The organism is Pseudoalteromonas sp. SR44-2 (assembly GCF_014163745.1).
GTDB lineage: Bacteria > Pseudomonadota > Gammaproteobacteria > Enterobacterales > Alteromonadaceae > Pseudoalteromonas > Pseudoalteromonas distincta.
Window position 1 is genome coordinate 1 of record NZ_JACJDW010000027.1, and the last position, 21,905, is coordinate 21,905.

The following is a 21,905-nucleotide window of genomic DNA, read 5'->3' on the forward strand; positions in this document are numbered from 1 at the left end:
CTTCAAGTGTTGCTTGCAGTGCTTGTTCTATATTCACAAAAAATCCGTAGTTAGTTTCCTAACTACGGATTTTGCATGATCGCTTGGATCGGTCAACCGGTCATTTTCTTAACTGATCGGCATTACGCTTAGGCGTCTTTTTTTGTTTGTTGTTTACCACACCTAAGCGCCTCATCATTTAATAAAGCACTTTTAGTACATGATCTTTTTTCACTTAAATTTTTAATTTTATTGCACAAAAATACACATTCGTGACTAGACTTTAAAAGGTAAGCACCTTTTTACAGCGGGTTTCGGAGGTTATTATGACGATTTTTGAGCATTACCAAGCACGATATGAAGCGGCACAGGAAGAAGAATACAGTATCGCTGAATTTCTTGAGATTTGTAAAACCGATAAGTCTGCCTACGCCAGCGCACCAGAACGCCTACTCATGGCAATTGGCGAACCACACATGGTAGATACCGCAACGGATGCACGACTAAGTCGATTATTTTCAAATAGAGTAGTTGCGCGCTACCCTGCCTTTGCTGATTTTTATGGTATGGAAGACGCCATTGAGCAAATAGTCTCTTATTTAAAACATGCGGCCCAAGGGCTTGAAGAATGCAAACAAGTGCTTTATTTACTTGGACCTGTTGGTGGGGGTAAATCATCCATTGCTGAAAAACTAAAGTATTTAATGCAACAAGTGCCTATTTATTCAATTAAAGGGTCTCCTGTAAACGATCACCCCCTCTGCTTGTTTGATCCTATCGAAGATGCAGACGTACTCAGCAAAGAATACGGTATTAAACCGCGCTACTTAAAAACCATTATGTCGCCTTGGGCTGGCAAACGCTTAAAAGAGTTCAATGGTGATATAAGCCAGTTTAGAGTGGTTAAACGCTACCCTTCTATTTTAAACCAAATAGGCATTGCCAAAACCGAACCAGGAGATGAAAACAACCAAGATATTTCAGCACTGGTTGGTAAGGTCGATATTCGCCAGCTTGAGCACTTTGCCCAAAACGATCCTGATGCATACGCCTACTCTGGCTCTTTATGTTTAGCTAACCAAGGGCTGATGGAATTTGTAGAAATGTTTAAAGCGCCTATTAAAGTGCTGCATCCTTTACTTACCGCCACCCAAGAAGGTAACTATAACGGCACAGAAGGCATTAGTGCCCTGCCCTTTAATGGCATGATCCTCGCTCACTCGAATGAGTCTGAGTGGCAAACCTTTAAAAACAATAAAAACAACGAAGCATTTTTAGACCGTGTTTATATTGTAAAAGTCCCTTATTGCCTACGTGTAACTGAAGAAATTAAAATTTACGACAAATTACTTGAGCACAGCGAGCTATACAACGCGCCATGTGCACCGGGGACACTTAAGACATTGGCGCAATTTACGACGCTATCACGTTTAAAAGAGCCAGAAAATTCAAGTATCTATTCTAAAATGCGGGTATACGATGGCGAGACCCTAAAAGACACCGACCCTAAAGCAAAATCGTATCAAGAGTATCGTGATTACGCAGGTGTTGATGAAGGTATGACGGGGCTCTCTACGCGCTTTGCGTTTAAAATTTTGTCCCGAGTGTTTAACTTTGATACCACTGAGGTTGCTGCAAATCCGGTGCATTTGTTCTATGTGCTTGAGCAACAGATAGAGCGCGAGCAATTTTCAAGTGAAATAGAAGAGCGTTATTTAAGCTTTTTAAAAGGCTATTTAATTCCACAATATGTCGAGTTTATAGGTAAAGAATTGCAAACCGCTTATTTAGAATCGTACTCAGAATACGGACAAAATATTTTTGACCGTTATGTTATTTATGCAGACTTTTGGATACAAGACCAAGAATATCGTGACCCTGATACTGGTCAGCTATTTGACCGCGCAGCGCTAAACGCTGAACTTGAAAAAATAGAAAAGCCAGCGGGTATTTCTAATCCTAAAGATTTTCGTAATGAAATAGTGAACTTTGTACTGCGTGCCCGTGCACACAACAACGGTAAAAACCCACTATGGACAAGCTACGAAAAACTACGCACGGTGATTGAGAAAAAAATGTTCTCTAATACCGAAGATTTACTACCCGTTATTTCGTTTAATACTAAAACGTCTGCCGAGGATCAGCAAAAGCACGAAGACTTTGTGAACCGTATGGTCGAAAAAGGCTATACACAAAAACAAGTTCGCTTGCTTTCTGAGTGGTATTTACGGGTTAGAAAATCGCAATAACCTTCATAGTCGTAGTATATAGGAGGTCAATATGGCGCATTTTATAGATAGGCGTTTAAACGGAAAAAATAAAAGTACGCTTAATCGCCAGCGCTTTATTAGGCGCTATAAAAAGCAAATTAAAGAAGCGGTTTCAGATGCGATTAACAAACGCAGCGTTACCGATTCAAGCTCTGGTGAGAGTATTTCTATTCCACAACGCGATATCAGTGAACCTACATTTCATCAAGGGCAAGGCGGGAATAGAGAACAAATTCACCCTGGTAACGATCAGTTTTCTACAGGTGATAAAATTGAGCGCCCTAAAGGCGGACAAGGCGGTGGTGCCGGTGAAGGTGACGCCAGCGATTCGGGCGAGGGACAAGATGAGTTTGTATTTTCAATATCAAAAGATGAATACCTTGATTTACTGTTTGAAGATCTAGAACTTCCTAACTTACAAGAAAACCAACTTGATAAGTTAGTGCAAATGAAAACCCATCGCGCAGGATTTTGTAGCGACGGCATGCCAAGTAATATTGACATTGTCCGCTCTCTTCAAGGCTCGCTTGCACGGCGTGTTGCCATGAGTGCAGGTAAAAAACGCCGTTTAAAAGAGCTCGAAGAACAACTTGCTCTGCTGCTTGCTGGTTCACATAGCGATAAAGCGGCAATTGCTTTATTACAAAAAGAAATTGCAGCATTAAAAGTGCAAATTAAATCGGTCCCGTTTATTGATAACTACGATTTACGTTTTCGTAATTACGAAAAGCGCCCTCACCCCACCAGCAAAGCCGTGATGTTTTGTATTATGGATGTGTCAGGCTCAATGGATCAGCCAACAAAAGACATGGCAAAGCGTTTTTATATTTTGCTCTATCAATTTTTAACACGCAGCTATAAAGACATAGAAGTTGTTTATATTCGCCACCACACACAAGCTAAAGAAGTAGACGAACAAGAGTTTTTTTACTCCCAAGAAACTGGCGGCACTATTGTTTCGAGCGCTCTTAAATTAATGAACGAAATAATAAAAGAGCGTTATCACGCAAATGAGTGGAATGTATACGCCGCACAAGCCTCTGATGGCGATAACTGGGCAGACGACACCCCGCAGTGTGGTGAAATATTACGTAATAAGCTCTTAAGCGCAGTACGTTATTTTGCTTATATTGAAATAACCACTCGTGCCCATCAAAGCCTATGGCGCGAATATGAATCTATAACACACAGCCATAATAATTTCGCCATACAGCATATTCAAAGCGTTGAAGATATTTACCCAATTTTTAGGGAGCTATTTAAAAAAGGTCGTCAACAGCAAAACTCTGCATAGCCAAAAGCGAGGTAACATTATGAATGATAAACGATTGAGTGATGGCCCAGATTGGACCTTTGATTTATTAGATGAGTACCAAGGTGAAATTGCTCGTGTTGCAGCTCACTATAGGTTAGACACCTACCCTAATCAAATTGAAGTGATAACCGCAGAGCAAATGATGGATGCTTACTCAAGTGTTGGTATGCCTATTGGCTACAGTCATTGGTCGTACGGTAAAAAGTTCATTCAAACAGAGCAAAATTATAAGCGCGGACAAATGGGTCTCGCTTACGAAATAGTGATAAATTCAGACCCTTGTATTGCGTACTTAATGGAAGAAAACACCCTACCTATGCAAGCGCTTGTAATGGCACATGCGTGTTACGGACATAACTCATTTTTTAAAGGTAATTACTTATTTAAAACCTGGACCGATGCAGGTTCAATTATTGATTACTTGGTATTTGCTAAAAACTACATAAGCCGCTGTGAAGAAAAGCATGGTATTACACAAGTAGAAGCCCTACTCGACTCATGTCATGCATTAATGAATTACGGGGTCGATCGCTACAAACGTCCACAACAAATATCGCTATTTGAAGAGCAAAAACGCCAACAAGAGCGCGAAGACTACCTTCAATCGCAAGTAAACGAATTATGGCGAACTATTCCTGAGCAACAGCAAGAAACCAAAAAGAAAGTCCGCCATTTCCCTTCTGAACCTCAAGAAAATATTTTGTATTTTATTGAAAAAAATGCCCCATTACTGGACTCTTGGCAACGTGAAGTGATACGTATTGTTCGTAAAATTTCGCAATACTTTTACCCACAAAAACAAACTCAAGTAATGAACGAAGGCTGGGCAACTTTTTGGCATTACACCATCCTTAATCACTTATATGATGAGGGAAAGCTCACCGACTCTTTCATGTTAGAGTTTCTACAAAGCCACACCAACGTAGTTTATCAGCCACCTTATAACAGTAAATATTATTCAGGCATTAACCCATATGCTTTAGGCTTTAATATGATGGTTGATATTCGCAGAATATGTGAATACCCAACTGAAGAAGATAAACGCTGGTTTCCTGAATATGCAGGTAGTAACTGGCTAGATACACTGCATTTTGCAATGGAAAACTTTAAAGATGAGAGTTTTATTAGCCAGTTTTTATCGCCGAAGTTAATTCGTGATTTTAAATTATTTACTATTATTGACCATACTAATAATCCCCATTTAGAGATTGGCGCAATACATAACGACAACGGCTATAAGGCAGTGAGAGAAGCACTCTCAGCGCAGCACAATTTAAGTAATCATGAGCCTAACATTCAAGTGTATGATGTTGATATTAGAGGTGACCGTTCATTAACCCTACGCTATGTACCCCATAACAATATTCCTTTAGCAAACTCGCACGAGGAAGTGCTTAAGCATCTTTACAGATTATGGGGCTTTAAAGTAAAACTAGAACAAGAGTCAAATTCTGGTGAAGTTTCAATGATTGGTCAATGCCCAACAGATGACTCTCGACACACAACACAATAATGAAGGGCAATACAATTTCCATACTGATTGGGTTTGCCCAGCAGATTGTAAAAAAACACGGTATTATTTAACCCTAAATTCTGGATATAAAAAATGACGCTTAAGCGTCATTTTTTATATCTTCGTAGGCTATTACTTTATTTCGCCCTGTATTTTTAGACTGGTACAGTGCTTTATCTGCAGCCTCTATCCAGCGCTCATGATTTTTAAAATCATTACTGCTACCAGCCAGCCCTATACTTACCGTCATTGTTATTTCAAAGTGTTTATACTTAACAGGGTTAGTTTCAATCAATACCCTTAAACGCTCAGCAAATATAAAAGCGCCTTCTTTGTCTGTATCAAGTAATGTCACTGCAAACTCTTCACCGCCATAGCGCCCTGCAACATCAGTCTCGCGCAGCGTCGTACGTAGTAAGTTAGATAAATGACGAAGCGATTCATCACCACAGCTATGGCCATATTCATCATTTATTTTTTTAAAGTGATCAATATCAAACATTAATAATGTACTACAGCCACCACTTCGCTTAACTCTTAAAAACTCTTGGCGTAGCGTACCTTCCCAATGTCCACGGTTTGCAAGCTGCGTTAAGCTATCTGTTTGACTTACTTGTTCTAATTTTTTATTTAACTCTTCAAGCTCTTTTTTATTTACCGCGACATCTGTTACATCATATAAAATAATACAAATATGGCTAACTTCGCCCATCGTATTGGTAAGAGGGATAAATGTCGCATTTTGATACATGTAATCAGCTTTACCAGTAATAGGTCGATAATTTTTAAACCTAAAAATGTATGGCTGCTGCTCCCAAATCGTAAAAGAGCGGTTTTTTAAAACAAAAACCGATTCTGATTTACTTCTAAACCATTTTTCGTCTATTGCAGGAAATAAATCAAATAGATCTTTATCTTTTACTGCGCTTGGTAGAAGCCCTGAATGGTTTTCCATAAAACCATTCCATACACACACCTTATAATCCCTATCGAGTACCACAAGGCCTACATCAACGGTATTAAACATATCCATTAACCAATGGATCTCATTCATTTCTAAATCAGCGGCCATAACTTAATCTTCTAATAGGTAAGCAACTTTGTATTTCAAAGTTTTAAGTGAATCTTCAGTAAATAACAGCATGAGGTCGCAATTTATATCATGGTTTTCAATACCGTAACTAATCTCTATTGCAAGGGTGCGTTGCCAACGTGACTTGTTTGATTTAACCAACTCAGATACATCTCTGTGTTGGCCAAGTACAATCGGGTGCCCTTGACTAAATGACATATCGAGCTGTTTTGAAAGACCCGTTAAAATAGCGCCTATCAAAATATTACTAATATCCATAAGCAGCTCAAGTTCAACTTTATCGTTTAACTCGCCGTCATAGTTCATCAAAGAAGCTATTTCTTTAAAGCTTGAATCATTTAAAAGTAATAGCGCCTCGCCCGAAATACCACCGCCAATAAAGCCCTGACACACACCCGATGTAGCTGCGTTATTATCTATAGACTGCAGCGCCATATCGAGTTCATTAACTTCCAAAATATTCACATTAGGAATTGGTAACTCTACAAATACATTAAGAAGACGTGCAAGTAAATCCCCAGCCTGCCCCATAGCAACGTTAGTTAGCTCTTGGTATATATCACGAACATCAGGGTCGACTTGCTCTCCTAGCGAATGAGAGAGACGCTCACGCATGGCTTTATCTTTAATCCCATGGTGTTCAATTATGCTGGCTAGTTTTTCGGGGGAACATGGTTTTTGAATAAAATCGATAGCACCAAGCTCAAGCACTCTTTGGTGTGCACTTGGTTGTATATCACCAGAGACAACAACAGTGAGAATATTAAGCCCCTGTTCTTTCATAGCGATTAATACTTCATAACCGTCCATTTCTGGCATGTTTAAATCGAGAAAAAGTATCTCTGGTTCAATTAACTTTATTTGCTTTATACAATCAACGCCGTCAAGTGCAAATTCAACTTTAATGTCCCAATCTTCAGGTAATGAGCGAGCCAACTGACGTCTAGCTAATTTCGAGTCATCACATATTAATACCGATGTTGACATATTATCTCTCTGTTTCTAAACCAGTAATGAGCATTAAAATCATTTTATGATGGTTTTTATTTTTATTATTGAAGATATCTTTTGTAACTTCATGTTAATCAAAGTTTAGCATAGTTACAATTTTTATATTTCAGAGCTAATACACACTCTATTAAGCAGGTTTAATCACTTGGTAACTAAAGCCCAGTATAATACACTGACGCCCATTGCGTTAATTTAAAAGGAAATACCTTATGTTACGTTCACTTGCCTTTGCTTTGAGTGCATTTTGTTCTGTGGCTATTGCAGCCGACTATCCAGAAAACACACTTGATGCAGGAAAAGTATCCGCACAAGGCAAACCAGTCACTTTATTAGGTCAAGGTATCTCAATTGGAGATAGTGCGCCAAACTTTAAAGTTGTTGATGACAACTTTACTCCAGTGACACTTGAGGATTATAAAGGCCAAGCTGTATTAATAAGTGTAGTACCCAGCCTAGATACCGGTATTTGTAGCCTGCAAACTAAGCACTTTAATGAAAAAGTAGCCTCACAATTCCCAAGTGTAGTTATGCTAACAATTAGTGCTGATTTACCATTTGCTCAAAAGCGTTTTTGCAAAGCTGAAAATATCGATAAAATCATTACGTTATCAGATTCTGTTTGGCGTGATTTTGGTCAAAAATACGGATTGATTATTAAAGATATGGGCTTACTAACGCGAACTGTATTTATTTTGGATGAAAGCCATAACGTCATTTATAAACAGTTAGTTAGTAGCCTTTCAACTGAACCTGAATACAACAGCGTGATTGAAAAACTTAAAACACTGTAAAGTCCATTAAGTAGCACTAATTAAGCAATGCTAAATAGCCTTAAAACAAAAAACCGCCAATTGGCGGTTTTTTAATGTGCTTTTATAATTAACCTAAAAGTTCACCAAGTTGTTGGCTAACAGTTTCAACAGCTTGTGTACCATCTAGTTTATGGTATTGAGTATTACCAGCAGCCGCTTCTGCTTGATAGTAATCAACCAATGGCATAGTTTGCTCGTGGTAAATACCTAAACGTTTACGTACTGTTTCTTCAGTATCATCAGCGCGAACAATTAAGTCTTCGCCAGTTTCGTTGTCTTTACCTTCCACTTTTGGTGGATTATAAACAACGTGGTAAACACGACCAGAACCAGGATGAACACGACGTCCGCCCATACGCTCAACAATGACTTCATCAGCCACATCAAATTCAATAACGTGATCAACCACTACGCCATTTTCTTTCATTGCATCCGCTTGTGGGATTGTACGCGGGAAGCCATCAAGTAAAAAACCTTTCTCACAATCCGCTTTAGTAATACGCTCTTTAACTAAACCAATAATAATATCGTCAGAAATTAGTTGACCAGCATCCATTACTTTTTTTGCTTCTAGACCCAGTGGCGTGCCTTCTTTAATTGCTGCACGTAACATATCGCCAGTAGAAATTTGTGGAATACCGTATTTGTCCATTAAAAACTGAGCTTGAGTACCTTTACCTGCACCCGGCGCGCCCAAAAGAATAATGCGCATATTATTGTCCCCTAGTATGGATATTTATTTTAAAGCCTGAATTCTTCCACAAGCGCCGCCGATACTCAAGCAACTTATACTAATTGATGAGCCGTTGGGGTGTTTACAGGGCATTAAAAAAGGGAACACACGTTCCCTTTTATTTAAAGTACATAATTTATACTTTATTAACTGAGTAAATACCTATTTGCTTATTTACTTAGTTCAAGCATCAATTTATTTAAGCGAGTAACAAATCCTGTTGGATCTTTAAGTGTACCGCGTTCTGCAAGTAGTGCTTGATCTAGTAAAACGTGTGACCACTGCGCAAACTTATCTTCATCTTGTTCGTCATTTAAGTGCTTAACAAGTTGATGCTCTGGGTTTAGCTCAAACACAGGTTTTGCTTCAGGGGCTGCTTGACCAACAGATTCCATTAGCTTTTGCATTTGTGAGCTCATGTCGTTGTCGTCGCTTACAACACATGCTGGAGAATCTGTTAAGCGGTGCGTAAAGCGCACTTCTTTAACGTCATCACCTAGTGCTGTTTTAATACGTTCAACAAGCCCAGCCATTTCTTTTTCAGACTCTTCTTGCGCTTTTTTAGTTTCTTCGTCGTCAAGCTTACCTAAATCTAAGTCACCACGTGTGATTGACTGTAGCTGCTTATCAGCAAATTCAGTTAAGTGGCTCATCATCCACTCGTCAACACGGTCACTTAGTAGTAATACTTCAATGCCTTTTTTGCGGAAAATCTCTAAATGCGGTGAGTTTTTCGCAGCGGTGAATGTATCAGCTACTACGTAGTAAATTTTGTCTTGGCCTTCGTTCATGCGTTCAACATATTGCTCAAGCGACACATCTTGTGTTTCTGAGTCAGTATGTGTCGAAGAAAAACGAAGTAGCTTACAAATAGCTTCTTTATTTGCAGCATCTTCAGCTGGGCCTTCTTTCATTACTTGACCAAACTCATTCCAAAATACTTGGTAATCCTCAGCTTTGTTTTTAGCCATACGCTCAAGCATTTTAATAATACGCGATGTACACCCTTTACGAATAGCTTGCGTTACTTTGTTGTCTTGTAGAATTTCACGAGATACGTTCAGTGGTAAATCGTTTGAATCTAGTAAGCCTTTTACAAAGCGAAGGTAGCTTGGCATGAATTGCTCAGCATCATCCATTACAAACACACGTTGTACGTAAAGTTTTAAACCACTTTGACGTTCACGGTTCCATAAGTCGAAAGGTGCTTTTTTAGGAATATATAAAAGGCTAGTGTATTCAGTTTTACCTTCAACCTTATTATGTGCCCAGCTAAGTGGCTCTTCCCAATCATGGCTTACATGCTTGTAAAACTCTTTGTATTCATCATCAGAAAGCTCTGATTTATCGCGTGTCCACAATGCAGTCGCGCGGTTAATGCTTTCCCACTCACCTGGTACTGCTGGAATTTTTTCGCCGTCTTCGCCTTCAGATTCAGGCACTTCTGCTTTAAACATTTGTACTGGCGTTGAGATGTGATCAGAGTATTTAGTAACGATACTACGTAGGCGCCAGTCATCAGCAAATTCTTTTTCTTCATCGCGAAGATGTAAAATAATGTCGGTACCACGGCCTTCTTTTTCAATTTCTTGAAGTGTGTATTCGCCTTCACCTTGAGATTCCCACTCGTAAGCGGTTGTTTCACCGGCTTTACGTGTACGAACAGTCACTAAATCAGCAACAATAAATGCTGAGTAAAAACCAACACCAAATTGACCAATTAATTGTGAATCTTTACTTTGATCACCCGTTAAGTTTTTGAAAAACTCAGCAGTACCCGACTTTGCAATAGTACCTAATGAGCTAATGATTTCATCGCGCGTCATACCAATACCATTATCTGAAATGGTAATTGTATTTGCTTCTTTATCTGCACTAATACGAACACGTAAATCGGCATCACCTTGGTAAAGGTCACCTTGAGATAATGCTAAAAAGCGTAACTTGTCTGCTGCGTCTGATGCATTTGACACAAGCTCACGTAAAAATATTTCTTTATTAGAATAAAGAGAATGAATCATTAAGTTTAATAATTGTTTTACTTCTGTTTGAAAGCCTAATGTTTCTTTTTGTGCTGCAGTCATTTATATATCTCCAATTTGCAAAGTGTCTGCGTTATGCACTTAATATGGGGTGAGGTGTTAGAACTTCAAGGGAAAAATTTAAAAAAGGTGAAACGAAAACAAAGAACCATTAATTTGTTTAAAACGAATGCGGACAATTAATATGAATCTTTTCACCAGTTGTTGGATGTTCAAAATATAAATCGCTGGCATGTAATTGTAACCGCCGTGCCATATGTTCACTTTGCGCACTTTTATATAAATCACAGCCTAAAATTGGGTGCCCTATAAACTGGCTGTGTATTCGTAATTGATGGGTACGCCCAGTAATAGGTGTAAATTGCACTAAGGTTCTGCACGGCTGCCTGAGCCGCTCAAGTACTTTATATTCACTCAGCGATGTTTTACCTGTCGATTGGCAAATTTTAACACGCGGAAAAAGCAGTTTATCTTTTGCAATTGGCGCAGTAATTTGCCCTTCATCAACAGCCAAGCATCCCTCTAACATGGCAACATAACGCTTTTGAATAGTGCGTGCCTGAAATTGCTTATTAAGGTGCTTTGACGCAATCGCGTTTAATCCAACAATCATAATGCCCGATGTGCCCAAATCTAGCCGATGCGGTAACTTAGCCTCTGCGAATGCAGCTGTTAAGCCCTTTTGACCATTTACTAAGCGGTAATGCACTGAGTCCCAATTAAGCGGATTTTTACCTGATAAACTTAATAGTCCACTGGGTTTATTGATCAGTAAAATATCGTCATCTTGATATAATATTTCAATCAACCCGTCGCACTTAGGGGCTACAAAATCATCAACTATAATGGGTTGTTCTGAAGGTGTTTGCGATGTTGAGTTAGCCATTAAGTTAATCATTAAATTAGTCACTATCTTTTGAATGAAGCGCTTTTAAAGCCAATACTTTTTCACGTAAATCATCTGCTACTACTTTATCAGCAGCAATCGGGGCACCGACTGCAACCGACACCAAAGACCATTTTAATCGAGGTAATTGCCATTTAGCTTTACGGCTAAACATGCTGCCCCATAAACCACCTAAGTGCACAGGAATAACGGGCACAGGTGAGCGCTCAATAATACGCTCGATTCCACGGCGAAAAATATCCACTGAGCCGTCACTGGTTAGTTTTCCTTCAGGGAAAATACCAACAAGTTCGCCTTTATTAAGCGCAGCAGCTACTTCGTCAAAGGCTTTTTTAAACGCTTCTGGATTGGTTTTTTCACTGTTAATGGGAATAGCCTTAGCCATTTTAAATAACCAATGTAGGGCCGGCGAATAATAAATAGGGGCAAATACCATAAATCGGATAGGCCTTGGTGATGCGGCTAAAATAAACATCCAATCAACAAAGCTGACATGATTACACACGACAACCGCAGCGCCTGCATCAGGTATATTACTTTCACCTTTTGTACGCACTCTGTACATACAAATAGCTAAAATATATATAATAAATCGTAAAAAGAACTCTGGTACTTTGGTATAAATATAAACAGAGATAAGTAAGTTTAGCCCAGCAAGTAACAGTAGCAACTCTGAAATACTCCACTGAAAAACAGACAGCGTTACAATACTTAAAACAGCACTGCCCACCATAAACAGTGCATTTAATACATTGTTAGCCGCTATAACTCGTGAGCGACTCGACTCTTCAGTACGCTGTTGAATAAGCGCATACAGCGGTACAGTGTAAAAACCAGAGCCAATACCAATGCCTGCCATCCAAACAAAGTGCCACACCATATCGCCTGTTTTTAATAGCTCCTGAAGCGTCAATAACGCAGGGTGTTGAGGTAAATAAGAGCTAATGGCTGGCTCTTGGCTCAGTAAGTATAAAAACAAGGTAATTAAGATAGCGCCAAAAGGCACAATTCCTAATTCTATTCGTGAGCGAGAAAGCTTTTCACACAGTAACGAACCAATAGCAATACTTAGTGAAAACACAACAAGTGCGCTAGTTACAACCAGTTCATCGCCACCCATTGTGTGTTTTACATAATTTGGTAGGGACGTTAAAACGATGGCGCCAATTAACCAAAACCAACTGATCCCAAGGACTGATTTACCAACCGATTCTGTTTGCGAGTTAAGTACTGAAAATACATTTTTTGTGGATGAAAATATATTATAGGTAAATTTTAAGTTAGGCTCGTTTGCTTCACTAGTGGGTATAAAGCGACTGCTCACATAACCCATCACGGCCAAGACTAATACAGCAATACTTATAAGCGTAGGCCCTACTGATTGAGTAATATAATAAGTGCCAAAAATTGTACCCATTAGTATCGCCACAAACGTGCCTGATTCAACCAAGCCATTTGCTTTTGTTAATTCATTAGGTGCTACGTGCTGCGGTAAAATAGAATATTTTAATGGACCAAAAAACGCACTTTGCACGCCCATTAAAAATACGGTGGCTAACATTAGCCACACATACTGCGTTAAAATAGAAATTGCCCCTACAACCATAATAGGAATTTCACATAGTTTTACGATTCTAATCAATTTTGATTTTTCTGTTTTTTCTGCAAGCTGCCCTGCCATCCCTGAAAATAAAAAGAACGGAAGAATAAATAACCCAGCAGCAATATTTGAAAAAAGTGCGCCATCTGCAAGCGTTGCAGCCTGAAATATCAATAGAATAAGCACTGATTGCTTATACACGTTATCGTTTATCGCTGAGAAAAACTGCGTAATAAAAAGCGGTAAAAAACGCTTACTACCGAGTAATGCACCTTGATAGGGTTGGTTATCTTTCATTGTATTCCTTACTAATTAGAGACATAGCCCAAAAATAAATTAGATTGTTTTTAAGCTTACCTTAAAAACGAAAAAGCCTACATGATTTAATCATGTAGGCTTTGGTAATTTGTTTTCAAATAGTGACTTAGAGCTAGTCTTGAGTAACTAGGCGCCTGCCGCTAAAGGCATGCATAAGTGTTCTACCATCTACTAAATCAAGCTCACCTCCCACAGGAATACCATGGGCAATACGTGAAGCGCCTACTTTGTATTTATGACAAAGCTGAGCAATATAATGTGCGGTAGTATCGCCTTCAACGGTAGGGTTAGTCGCTAAAATAACCTCATTAATATCGCCTTGAGCAAGCTTTTGCTCTAAAACATCTAAGCCAATCTCTTTAGGACCAATACCGTCTATTGGCGATAAGTGACCCATTAATACAAAGTATAGACCTAAATACTGACCTGTTTGCTCGATGGCAAGTACGTCAGTAGGCGATTCAACAACACATAATATACCGCTGACTTGGCGTTTTGTACTTAAACAAATATCGCACTGAGCTTGTTCGCAAAAAGTACGACAAGACTGACAGTGCCCTATGGCGGTCATTGCTTTAGTGAGTGCATTGCCCAGCTGAGTGCCTCCCTTTCGGTCGCGCTCAAGCAGATGAAAAGCAATACGTTGCGCTGACTTTGGACCAATGCCCGGTTGACAGCGCAGTGCTTCTATAAGCTGATTTAAACTATCTGAAAGTTGCATTATTGACTTAAAACGGCATTTTCATACCTGGTGGTAATTGCATACCGCCAGTTACTTTACCCATACGCTCTTGTGTTTCTTCTGCAACACGGCGAACAGCATCGTTACATGCTGCTGCAAGTAAGTCTTCAATCATGTCTTTGTCATCTTCCATCAAGCTCTCATCAAGCTGAACACGACGTACATTGTGGTTACCAAGCATAGTTACTTTAACTAAACCTGCACCGGCTTCACCAACAACTTCAAGAGTTGCGATTTCGTCTTGGGCTTTTTGCATGCGATCTTGCATTTGCTGCGCTTGCTTCATCATGTTGCCCATTCCACCTTTAAACATAACTTTCTCTCTTTCTTTTAATACATTAATTAACATGAACATAAGGGCGATTGTAAGTAATTACAATGCCTGAATACTGTTTTCGTCAATTTCGGCGCTAAATACTTGCTGAAATTGTACTATGTTTTCATCCGATGTGATCACATCGATTGCTTGTTGATGACGTCCTGCATCTATTTTTTGCTGAATAAGATAAGGAGAATCAATAACTCCCTTAGCAAAATTAATACTTAACGACACGTTATGCTCATAAATACTTGACAATGCGGCATCTAATCTTTGGCGAAGCATCGGTGTATCTAAATGCTTTTGTGATTCATCAACGTCTATATGTAAGCTGTTGCCTTGCTTGGTAAATATTGAATGCAACGCAAATTGGCGCATACGACCACCCAGTCCCATACGTTTAATTAAATAAGCCCATTCATCTTGTTGATGTGCAAATCTAATTTCACTAATTGGACTTTGAAAATCATCAGGCACGGGAATGCTAATTTCCTCGGGCGCTGCTTCAGGTACTTTTTGAGGGTTTATTTGCTCAAGTAGCTCTGGCGCTAGATTTTCGGTAATTGTTTGATGCTTTTCTTTAAAATCAACTTTTCGTGCTGGTTTTGTATTAGCGTGACCATGTGCCTGGCTTTCGCTCCCTGTTAGTGGGAGCTCATGCTTTTTTTCACTTGCACCTGCACTATCATTCACCCAAGGTGGGGGATCGCTAGGTGCTACGCTTGAAACGCTGTTGAGCTCGTTTGTATTTTCAGCGGTACTATCTTGGTGAACACTTTGAGCTTTAGGCATTCTTGCGTGATGTTCTGGCTTTTTAGCGGGTGCTTGGTTTGGCTGCGCTGCTACATTATTTGCAGAGGTGCTTGTACTCTTGCTTGATAACCTACCCGCACCGGATATGTTTCTGTCACGTAAAATACGAGCAATGGCAGATTGCGCCTGCGCTTCTTGTTCAGCTATTGGCGTACTTGCATTGTGATTTGTTAAGGGCTCTGGTGAAGACTCTGAGTTTGCAGTAGGTGCAGGGTTAAAACCCTGATCTACAGCGCTACTCATTATATCGTCAAATTGCGAGGCCAGCGTTTGTTCAGCATCACTATGGAGCATATAAGCTTCATCTTCACTTTGTCGCTGGGCTTGAGCATCTGAAACAACATTGGTTTGTGGTTGCTCTTTAGCTAAAGCCTGTTGCTTTGAAGCGTTTTCACTTTGTTGAACCGGTTGCTCTACTGCAACTTGGGCAGGCTCATTATTACTTTGCACGACTTCATTATTTAATGACTGAGCGGCAGCGTTAACTGAAGACTCTATCTCAACGGCTTTAGGCTGCTCTGCATTGCTAACTGGCTTAGTATTATTTACAGGGACACTACTTTGGCCAGCTACGGTGTTTTGCGATGTTTTATTTTTATTTAATATATCTCGCAGTGCATTTGCGCGGCCTTGTTTATTTGGGGCTGGCTCTTCGTTTGCTGTGTGTACAGTTTGTTGCACATCGGAAGGCTTAAATGCTAATAATCTTAGCATAATCATTTCAAAACCTAAGCGAGGCTCTGGTGCCCATTGTAAATCTTTTTTACCATTTAACAGTAACTGATAATAAATTTGAATTTGTTGTGGGCTCGTATGTTGTGCAACATGAGCAATATAATCTACATTTTTTTCATCTAGCCCTGCCGCTTCAGGTACTAACTGGGTTAGTTGTGTCAAATGCGTAAGTGCAATTAAATCATCAAGCAATGCCACATAATTAGGATTACGACTTGCCACCTGCGCAATCTCATCCATTAACGCAGCGCCATCTTGTGCAAGTAATGCTGCAAGCAAGCTTTGGCTATATTGAGTATCCATTAAACCAAGCATTGTTTGTACTGCTTGATTATTAATATCACCATTTGTTTGAGCAATAGCTTGGTCGGTTAAGCTAAGTGCATCACGCATACTGCCATCAGCGGCTTTTGAAATAATGCTAAGTGCATCGCTATCAAAGCTAAGCTGCTCTTGAGTAAGTACGTGTTCAAGCTGTGTTTTAATTTCACTTTGCGACAAGGCATTTAAGTTAAATTGTAGACAGCGAGATAATATAGTAACTGGTAATTTTTGAGGATCGGTGGTCGCCAATAAAAATTTCACATGCTCTGGTGGCTCTTCAAGCGTTTTTAAAAGCGCATTAAAGCTGTGCTTAGAAAGCATGTGAACTTCATCGATTAGGTATACTTTATAACGTCCACGAGTTGGTGCATATTGAACGTTATCAAGTATTTCGCGAGTGTCTTCTACTTTTGTACGAGAAGCCGCATCTATTTCGAGTAGGTCAATGTAGCGCCCTGCTTCTATATCCAAACAGCTGCTACATTGTCCACACGGATTTGCAGATATACCTTCATCGCAATTTAAGCTTTTAGCAAAAATACGTGCAATGGTGGTTTTACCTACACCGCGGGTTCCAGTGAATAAATAAGCGTGATGCAGTCTATTTTGCGTAAGCGCATTTACAAGCGCTTGCTTAACATGAGACTGCCCAACCAATTCATGAAAGGTTTGAGGACGCCATTTTCTCGCTAGAACCTGATAACTCATCGATTACTCGCCTTCGAATTCAACCAATTTTAGGATTTTAATACCCATTTTTTTGATGCGCTGCTCGCCACCAAGTTCTGGTAGTGATACAACAAATGCTGCATCTGTGGCTTCGCCACCTAGTTTATTAACTAACTTAGCAGTGGCTTCAATTGTGCCACCAGTTGCTAATAAGTCATCAACTAGTAATACTTTGTCGCCAGGTACAATTGCATCTACATGCAGTTCTAGCGTGTCTTCACCGTACTCAAGTAAGTAATCTTGGCGAATAACTTCGCGTGGTAACTTACCTGGTTTACGTACTGGAATAAACGGAATGCCTAACGCATAAGACAATGGCGCACCAAAAATAAAACCACGTGATTCTGTGCCTATGATTTTAGTAAAGCCCTGATCTTTATATTCTGCGATAAACGCGTCAATAGTTGCTTTAAAGGCTTCTGGATTTGCCATTAAAGTGGTTACATCGCGAAACATAATGCCCGCTTTTGGATAATCAGCAATTGTAGTTATGCTGTTTTTGATAATTGCTGGTGTTACTTGAGTCATAATTTTAACTGCTCAATTGTTTATATTACAAAGCAGGTGATTATAACCTTAACTAACCTTTAATTGCGAGTTTGGCGTTATTATAAAAGAAGTATTAAATATGGACGGGGTAATTAAAATAAAGTGGTTCAAGGCTGAAGTTAGCAACAGCCTTAATACACGCTATACATTTTACGTTAAGCTAGTGATCCAGCCTAATATTGCATTTAAACAACCAATCCCTGCAAATACAGCTAAAAAAGCAAGAAAGTAAGTAGCGTTGAACGGATCTTTAAAGTCTTTATCATCTGACATTGGTACAACCTTTTATTAAGCACGGCAAATAAGGCTGCCATAATAGACGATGTAAAATCATCAATAAAGACCTTAGTCTTGATTTTTTGTCACAATTACTCCTCGTTCAACCATAGCATTAAGAGTAACCAGTGCACCTTGAGCAATTTGCTCTGCATTAAATTGTGGTGCATGAGCTAATACCTGTTGGCAGACGTTGTCAAATATCGCGCCTTCGCTTGCCTCTATGATTGACAATAGCAAAGCTGTCATTGCATTCGTAGCTAAAAATTGAACGTCGTCATTTTCGTCTCTATATACAACAAAACAATTTGGCTGAGGTGATGGCTCATTTGGCTTAAAGCGACTGCTAATATTTTGAACCGGAAATCGATAACTTAAATTTCTTGCCGTTTTCGATAAATATAAAGCTGAACTAGTGAGCGCTGTTGTTTGTAATTTTTTCTCTTGCTCATCTTCGTGTGCAATGGATACATCTAGCTCTACCCATTCATAATGGGCAAGCTCTAGCATAAACACGGGATCGTATTTTTGCATTTTATAATCACTTGATAAGTAATTAATAAACTCCCCTGCTATGTCTAAAAAGTACGGCGAATGACAATCATATTCGCTAAAAAACTGGCGTACGAGGACTTGCCATTGCTTCTGGGTATATAACGTTTTTAATACCGGAAAACCTGATGATATAAAACCTTCAATGTTATTAAAAAATAGGTCGCGATAAATAGCCATACGCCTGTCTTCGATACCGCCGGGCTTTTTATTTTTTTGAGGCTCGCGAATATGCGCCATAAATTCGTTTTGTATTTCAATGAAGCTCATAACTAGGCACTCTTTTAATGTTGATAAAGGCTTATATTAAGCTCGTTGTTTTGAAACAGTTGAATCAAAGTGTTTAGCTTGTAGATCATGAATTATATCTAACTCTTTGGCTAAAACATTCATGGTAGGAATATTAAAATCGCGCTCAAGCAAGGTTGGAAATACGCCATGCACTTCGTATGCTTTATCGAGTAGCTCCCAAACAGGATCAATCACATCAGCGCCATGTGTATCAACAATTAAGTCATCAGCCTCATTATAATGGCCAGCAACATGCCCATAGGCTATACGATTAGAGGGTAACCCAGTTAAAAATGCTTGTGCGTTGTAGCCATGATTTATCGAATTAACATAAATGTTATTCACATCAAGTAAAAGTTTGCAGTCAGCTTGCTCTAAAATAATATTCGTAAATTCAAGTTCTGATAATTGCTGTCCAGGAGCGCCATAATAGGAAACATTTTCTATCGCAATTTGCTGCTCTAGTATGTCTTGAACTTGTTTAATACGAGGAACAACATGTGCTATAGCATCTTGTGTAAATGGAATGGGCATTAAGTCATACATATGCCCTTTACCGGAGCAGTAACTTAAGTGCTCACTAAAAATTTTTATATTGTGCTCTTCAAAAAACACTTTTAAAGACTTAACAAATTCAACATCAAGAGGTTCGGGAGAACCGATAGACAGTGATAATCCATGACACACAAAATTATTAGCATCGGTTAATGTTTTAAATTGCTTTTTAAAGCGTCCACCCAGTTTTAACCAGTTCTCTGGCGCAACTTCTAAAAAGTCTACTTGATTAGGTACATGCTCAAGCAGCTCATCAAGCATTTCTCGTCGTAGGCCAAGGCCCACCATCCCAAAATCTTTACTTTGAGTTCGTATCATAACTACCTCTGACTTAACAAAAAAGGGCCTTAGGGCCCTTTTAGCATAACTTATTTAGAATAAGATATTAACGGCCACCACATTTACCTTCGCCGCACTTACCTTCTTTTTTAGTTTTTTTAGCGTCGCCGCCACATTTACCTTCACCACATTTGCCTTCTGTTTTAGCTTTTGCATCTTTTGCATCGCCGCCACACTTACCTTCGCCGCATTTACCTTCTTTTTTACCTTTTGCATCGCCGCCACATTTGCCTTCGCCGCATTTGCCTTCTTTTTTATCTTTTGCGTCGCCACCACATTTGCCTTCGCCGCATTTACCTTCTTTTTTATCTTTTGCATCACCGCCACATTTGCCTTCACCGCACTTACCTTCTGCAGCATCTAATTGGTAACCTGTTACTAGTTGTTGAAACTCAAATGGGTTAGCTTGTACATCTGCAGATACAAAACTTGCAGAGCCAACTACTACTGCACCTAAAGTTAACGCGATTGTATTTTTTTTAACTGTATTCATTTTATGACTCTCTTTAATCAAGGATTGTAAATCTCAGCAATAAAAATGTATTTTTAAATTGCTTGTATGCTTAAGTAGACCCGTACAAAAATAAAAACTTTCATTTATTTTCATAATATTTACTTTTGCAATTTATACATCAAATATGGGCGGTAATTACAGATTTATCAATGTGTGATTTACAGGTAAACTATGCCTCCAGTTTTTTATCAAAATTAATCTCTTTATGAAACTTGTTTTAGCACCTATGGAAGGTGTCGTTGATTTTAAAATGCGCCAATTACTCACAGACATTGGTGGGTTCGATTTGTGCGTTACAGAGTTTGTAAGAGTGGTTGAAACATGCTTACCTGACAAAGTTTTTCATCGATTTTGCCCTGAACTACATAATAATGGATTTACACGAGCAGGTATTCCTGTGCGTGTTCAATTACTCGGTCAAGAAGCAAATCCGTTAGCCGAAAATGCAATAAGAGCAATCGCATTAGGGTCCCATGGGGTCGACCTAAATTTTGGTTGCCCAGCAAAAACAGTTAATCGTAGCCGAGGGGGGGCTGTACTGCTTAAAGACCCTGACCATATGTATACGATTATTAAAGCAGTCCGAGATGCTGTAGATGATGAACATGAAGTAAGTGCAAAAATTCGCTTAGGCTTTGATGATGACAGTAACAGCCAAGAAATTGTTGATGCTGTGGTAAGTGCAGGTGCAAATAGTGTAGCTATTCACGCCAGAACCAAACGAGATGGTTATAACCCGCCAGCTTATTGGGAAAAAATTCCACCAATAATAAAAGGTAAAAATATTGCCGTTGTTGCCAATGGTGAAATTTGGCAAGTAGAGGACGCAATGCTTTGTCAAAAACGAAGTAGGTGCACTGATTTAATGCTTGGTCGTGGCGCCCTTTCGCACCCTGATTTAGCAAAAAAAATTAAAGCTCATGTAAATAATGAGCAATATGATAGCCTTGAGTGGGAGCATATTATTTATCACTTAATTCACTCAGCTATTCATCAAGACCCCGCGAAGGATGAAAAATACTTTGCTTCGCGTACTAAACAATGGCTTGGTTATCTAAAACGCCAGTACCCGCAAGCTATCGATTTGTTTGACGAAATCAGACGTTTAAAAAGTAAAGAAGATGTGGCGAGCGTATTAAATAAATATGCCAAAGCACCTCAACTTGATTCAAATCATAACGACTAACTTAAAGACTCTAGATAATATCAGTATAACGTAAAGCCCATTTAATAAGGTTGTACTGATAATGCATCATCAAAAAAGACTTAACGATGAAATAGCACAAGTTAAATTAAATATATTAACCATGCTTTCTAAATCAGCTTACCCTGCACATCACCATTTAATACAAATTTTAGCTGATACAGCAAATAATGAATGGTTAGACTGCGCAGCAGAGAAGTTAGGCCCTGAGTATGCACTTTTAATCAGTCGCATGACCAAACTAGAAGCCGCACTAAGTCAAATAGAAATTGGCCAGTATGGCTACTGCTGTGATTGTGAAGAAAAAATATCAGCTAAGTCACTTGAACTAGACCCCGCAACTCAACGGTGTACAAAGTGCGCACAATAA

20 protein-coding genes are annotated in these 21,905 nt (G+C 39.2%); 6 read left to right on the top strand and 14 right to left on the bottom strand.

Features of this window, described 5'->3' with window-relative positions; all coding sequences use genetic code 11:
• The first annotated feature begins 305 nt into the window (after positions 1-305).
• From H5115_RS15195 to H5115_RS15205, 3 genes are read left to right on the top strand one after another with little or no spacing between them, the layout of a single operon-like run.
• Positions 306-2,228, top strand: a complete 1,923-nt coding sequence (locus tag H5115_RS15195) for a PrkA family serine protein kinase (protein WP_138489317.1) — start codon at positions 306-308, stop codon at positions 2,226-2,228.
• 31 nt (positions 2,229-2,259) lie between these two features.
• Positions 2,260-3,543, top strand: a complete 1,284-nt coding sequence (locus H5115_RS15200; protein WP_182681076.1) for a YeaH/YhbH family protein — start codon at positions 2,260-2,262, stop codon at positions 3,541-3,543.
• 19 nt (positions 3,544-3,562) lie between these two features.
• Complete coding sequence (locus H5115_RS15205) at positions 3,563-5,077, top strand: SpoVR family protein (protein ID WP_182756136.1); 1,515 nt, start codon at positions 3,563-3,565, stop codon at positions 5,075-5,077.
• Positions 5,078-5,177: 100 nt separating this feature from the next.
• On the opposite strand, the gene H5115_RS15210 is transcribed toward H5115_RS15205, so the two are convergent.
• Complete coding sequence (locus H5115_RS15210; protein WP_182673523.1) at positions 5,178-6,149, bottom strand: diguanylate cyclase; 972 nt, start codon at positions 6,147-6,149, stop codon at positions 5,178-5,180.
• A gap of 3 nt (positions 6,150-6,152) precedes the next feature.
• A complete protein-coding gene (locus H5115_RS15215; protein ID WP_024590825.1) occupies positions 6,153-7,157 on the bottom strand; it encodes a response regulator in 1,005 nt (334 codons plus the stop codon).
• A 233-nt stretch (positions 7,158-7,390) separates the two neighbouring features.
• Here H5115_RS15215 and tpx point away from each other — a divergent pair, with 233 nt between their 5' ends.
• Positions 7,391-7,972 carry a thiol peroxidase gene (gene tpx / locus H5115_RS15220; protein ID WP_182756138.1) on the top strand — a complete coding sequence of 194 codons (582 nt, stop codon included), beginning with the start codon at positions 7,391-7,393 and terminating at the stop codon, positions 7,970-7,972.
• 88 nt (positions 7,973-8,060) lie between these two features.
• On the opposite strand, the gene adk is transcribed toward tpx, so the two are convergent.
• From adk to H5115_RS15275, 12 genes are all read right to left on the bottom strand, one after another.
• A complete protein-coding gene (gene adk, locus H5115_RS15225; RefSeq protein ID WP_002962321.1) occupies positions 8,061-8,705 on the bottom strand; it encodes an adenylate kinase in 645 nt (214 codons plus the stop codon).
• Positions 8,706-8,896: 191 nt separating this feature from the next.
• Complete coding sequence (gene htpG, locus H5115_RS15230; protein ID WP_182756140.1) at positions 8,897-10,810, bottom strand: molecular chaperone HtpG; 1,914 nt, start codon at positions 10,808-10,810, stop codon at positions 8,897-8,899.
• Positions 10,811-10,928: 118 nt separating this feature from the next.
• Entirely contained in the window at positions 10,929-11,666 is a 738-nt protein-coding gene (locus H5115_RS15235) for an RluA family pseudouridine synthase (RefSeq protein ID WP_182756141.1), read from the bottom strand.
• A gap of 4 nt (positions 11,667-11,670) precedes the next feature.
• Positions 11,671-13,572 (bottom strand): MFS transporter, encoded by a 1,902-nt coding sequence (locus tag H5115_RS15240; RefSeq protein ID WP_182756144.1) that lies wholly within the window; start codon positions 13,570-13,572, stop codon positions 11,671-11,673.
• 133 nt (positions 13,573-13,705) lie between these two features.
• Positions 13,706-14,314, bottom strand: a complete 609-nt coding sequence (recR, locus tag H5115_RS15245) for a recombination mediator RecR (RefSeq protein ID WP_182756146.1) — start codon at positions 14,312-14,314, stop codon at positions 13,706-13,708.
• A gap of 7 nt (positions 14,315-14,321) precedes the next feature.
• Positions 14,322-14,648, bottom strand: a complete 327-nt coding sequence (locus H5115_RS15250; protein WP_002962306.1) for a YbaB/EbfC family nucleoid-associated protein — start codon at positions 14,646-14,648, stop codon at positions 14,322-14,324.
• Between the two features lie 60 nt (positions 14,649-14,708).
• On the bottom strand, positions 14,709-17,234 hold the full coding sequence (gene dnaX, locus H5115_RS15255; RefSeq protein WP_182756147.1) for a DNA polymerase III subunit gamma/tau: 2,526 nt from the start codon (positions 17,232-17,234) through the stop codon (positions 14,709-14,711).
• Between the two features lie 3 nt (positions 17,235-17,237).
• The gene (apt, locus tag H5115_RS15260) at positions 17,238-17,783 is read right to left on the bottom strand and encodes an adenine phosphoribosyltransferase (protein WP_002962303.1); all 546 of its coding nucleotides are present in this window, start codon (positions 17,781-17,783) and stop codon (positions 17,238-17,240) included.
• A 171-nt stretch (positions 17,784-17,954) separates the two neighbouring features.
• Complete coding sequence (locus H5115_RS20255) at positions 17,955-18,077, bottom strand: hypothetical protein (RefSeq protein WP_002962301.1); 123 nt, start codon at positions 18,075-18,077, stop codon at positions 17,955-17,957.
• A 72-nt stretch (positions 18,078-18,149) separates the two neighbouring features.
• The gene (locus H5115_RS15265) at positions 18,150-18,902 is read right to left on the bottom strand and encodes a DUF2063 domain-containing protein (protein ID WP_182756149.1); all 753 of its coding nucleotides are present in this window, start codon (positions 18,900-18,902) and stop codon (positions 18,150-18,152) included.
• Positions 18,903-18,938: 36 nt separating this feature from the next.
• The gene (locus tag H5115_RS15270) at positions 18,939-19,766 is read right to left on the bottom strand and encodes a DUF692 domain-containing protein (protein WP_182756175.1); all 828 of its coding nucleotides are present in this window, start codon (positions 19,764-19,766) and stop codon (positions 18,939-18,941) included.
• Between the two features lie 97 nt (positions 19,767-19,863).
• Complete coding sequence (locus H5115_RS15275; protein ID WP_182738286.1) at positions 19,864-20,310, bottom strand: hypothetical protein; 447 nt, start codon at positions 20,308-20,310, stop codon at positions 19,864-19,866.
• 226 nt (positions 20,311-20,536) lie between these two features.
• Between H5115_RS15275 and H5115_RS15280 the strand changes: the two genes are divergently transcribed.
• Positions 20,537-21,517, top strand: coding sequence for a tRNA-dihydrouridine synthase (locus tag H5115_RS15280; protein WP_182756151.1), 981 nt, complete (start codon positions 20,537-20,539; stop codon positions 21,515-21,517).
• Positions 21,518-21,578: 61 nt separating this feature from the next.
• Entirely contained in the window at positions 21,579-21,905 is a 327-nt protein-coding gene (locus tag H5115_RS15285; RefSeq protein WP_024603666.1) for a hypothetical protein, read from the top strand.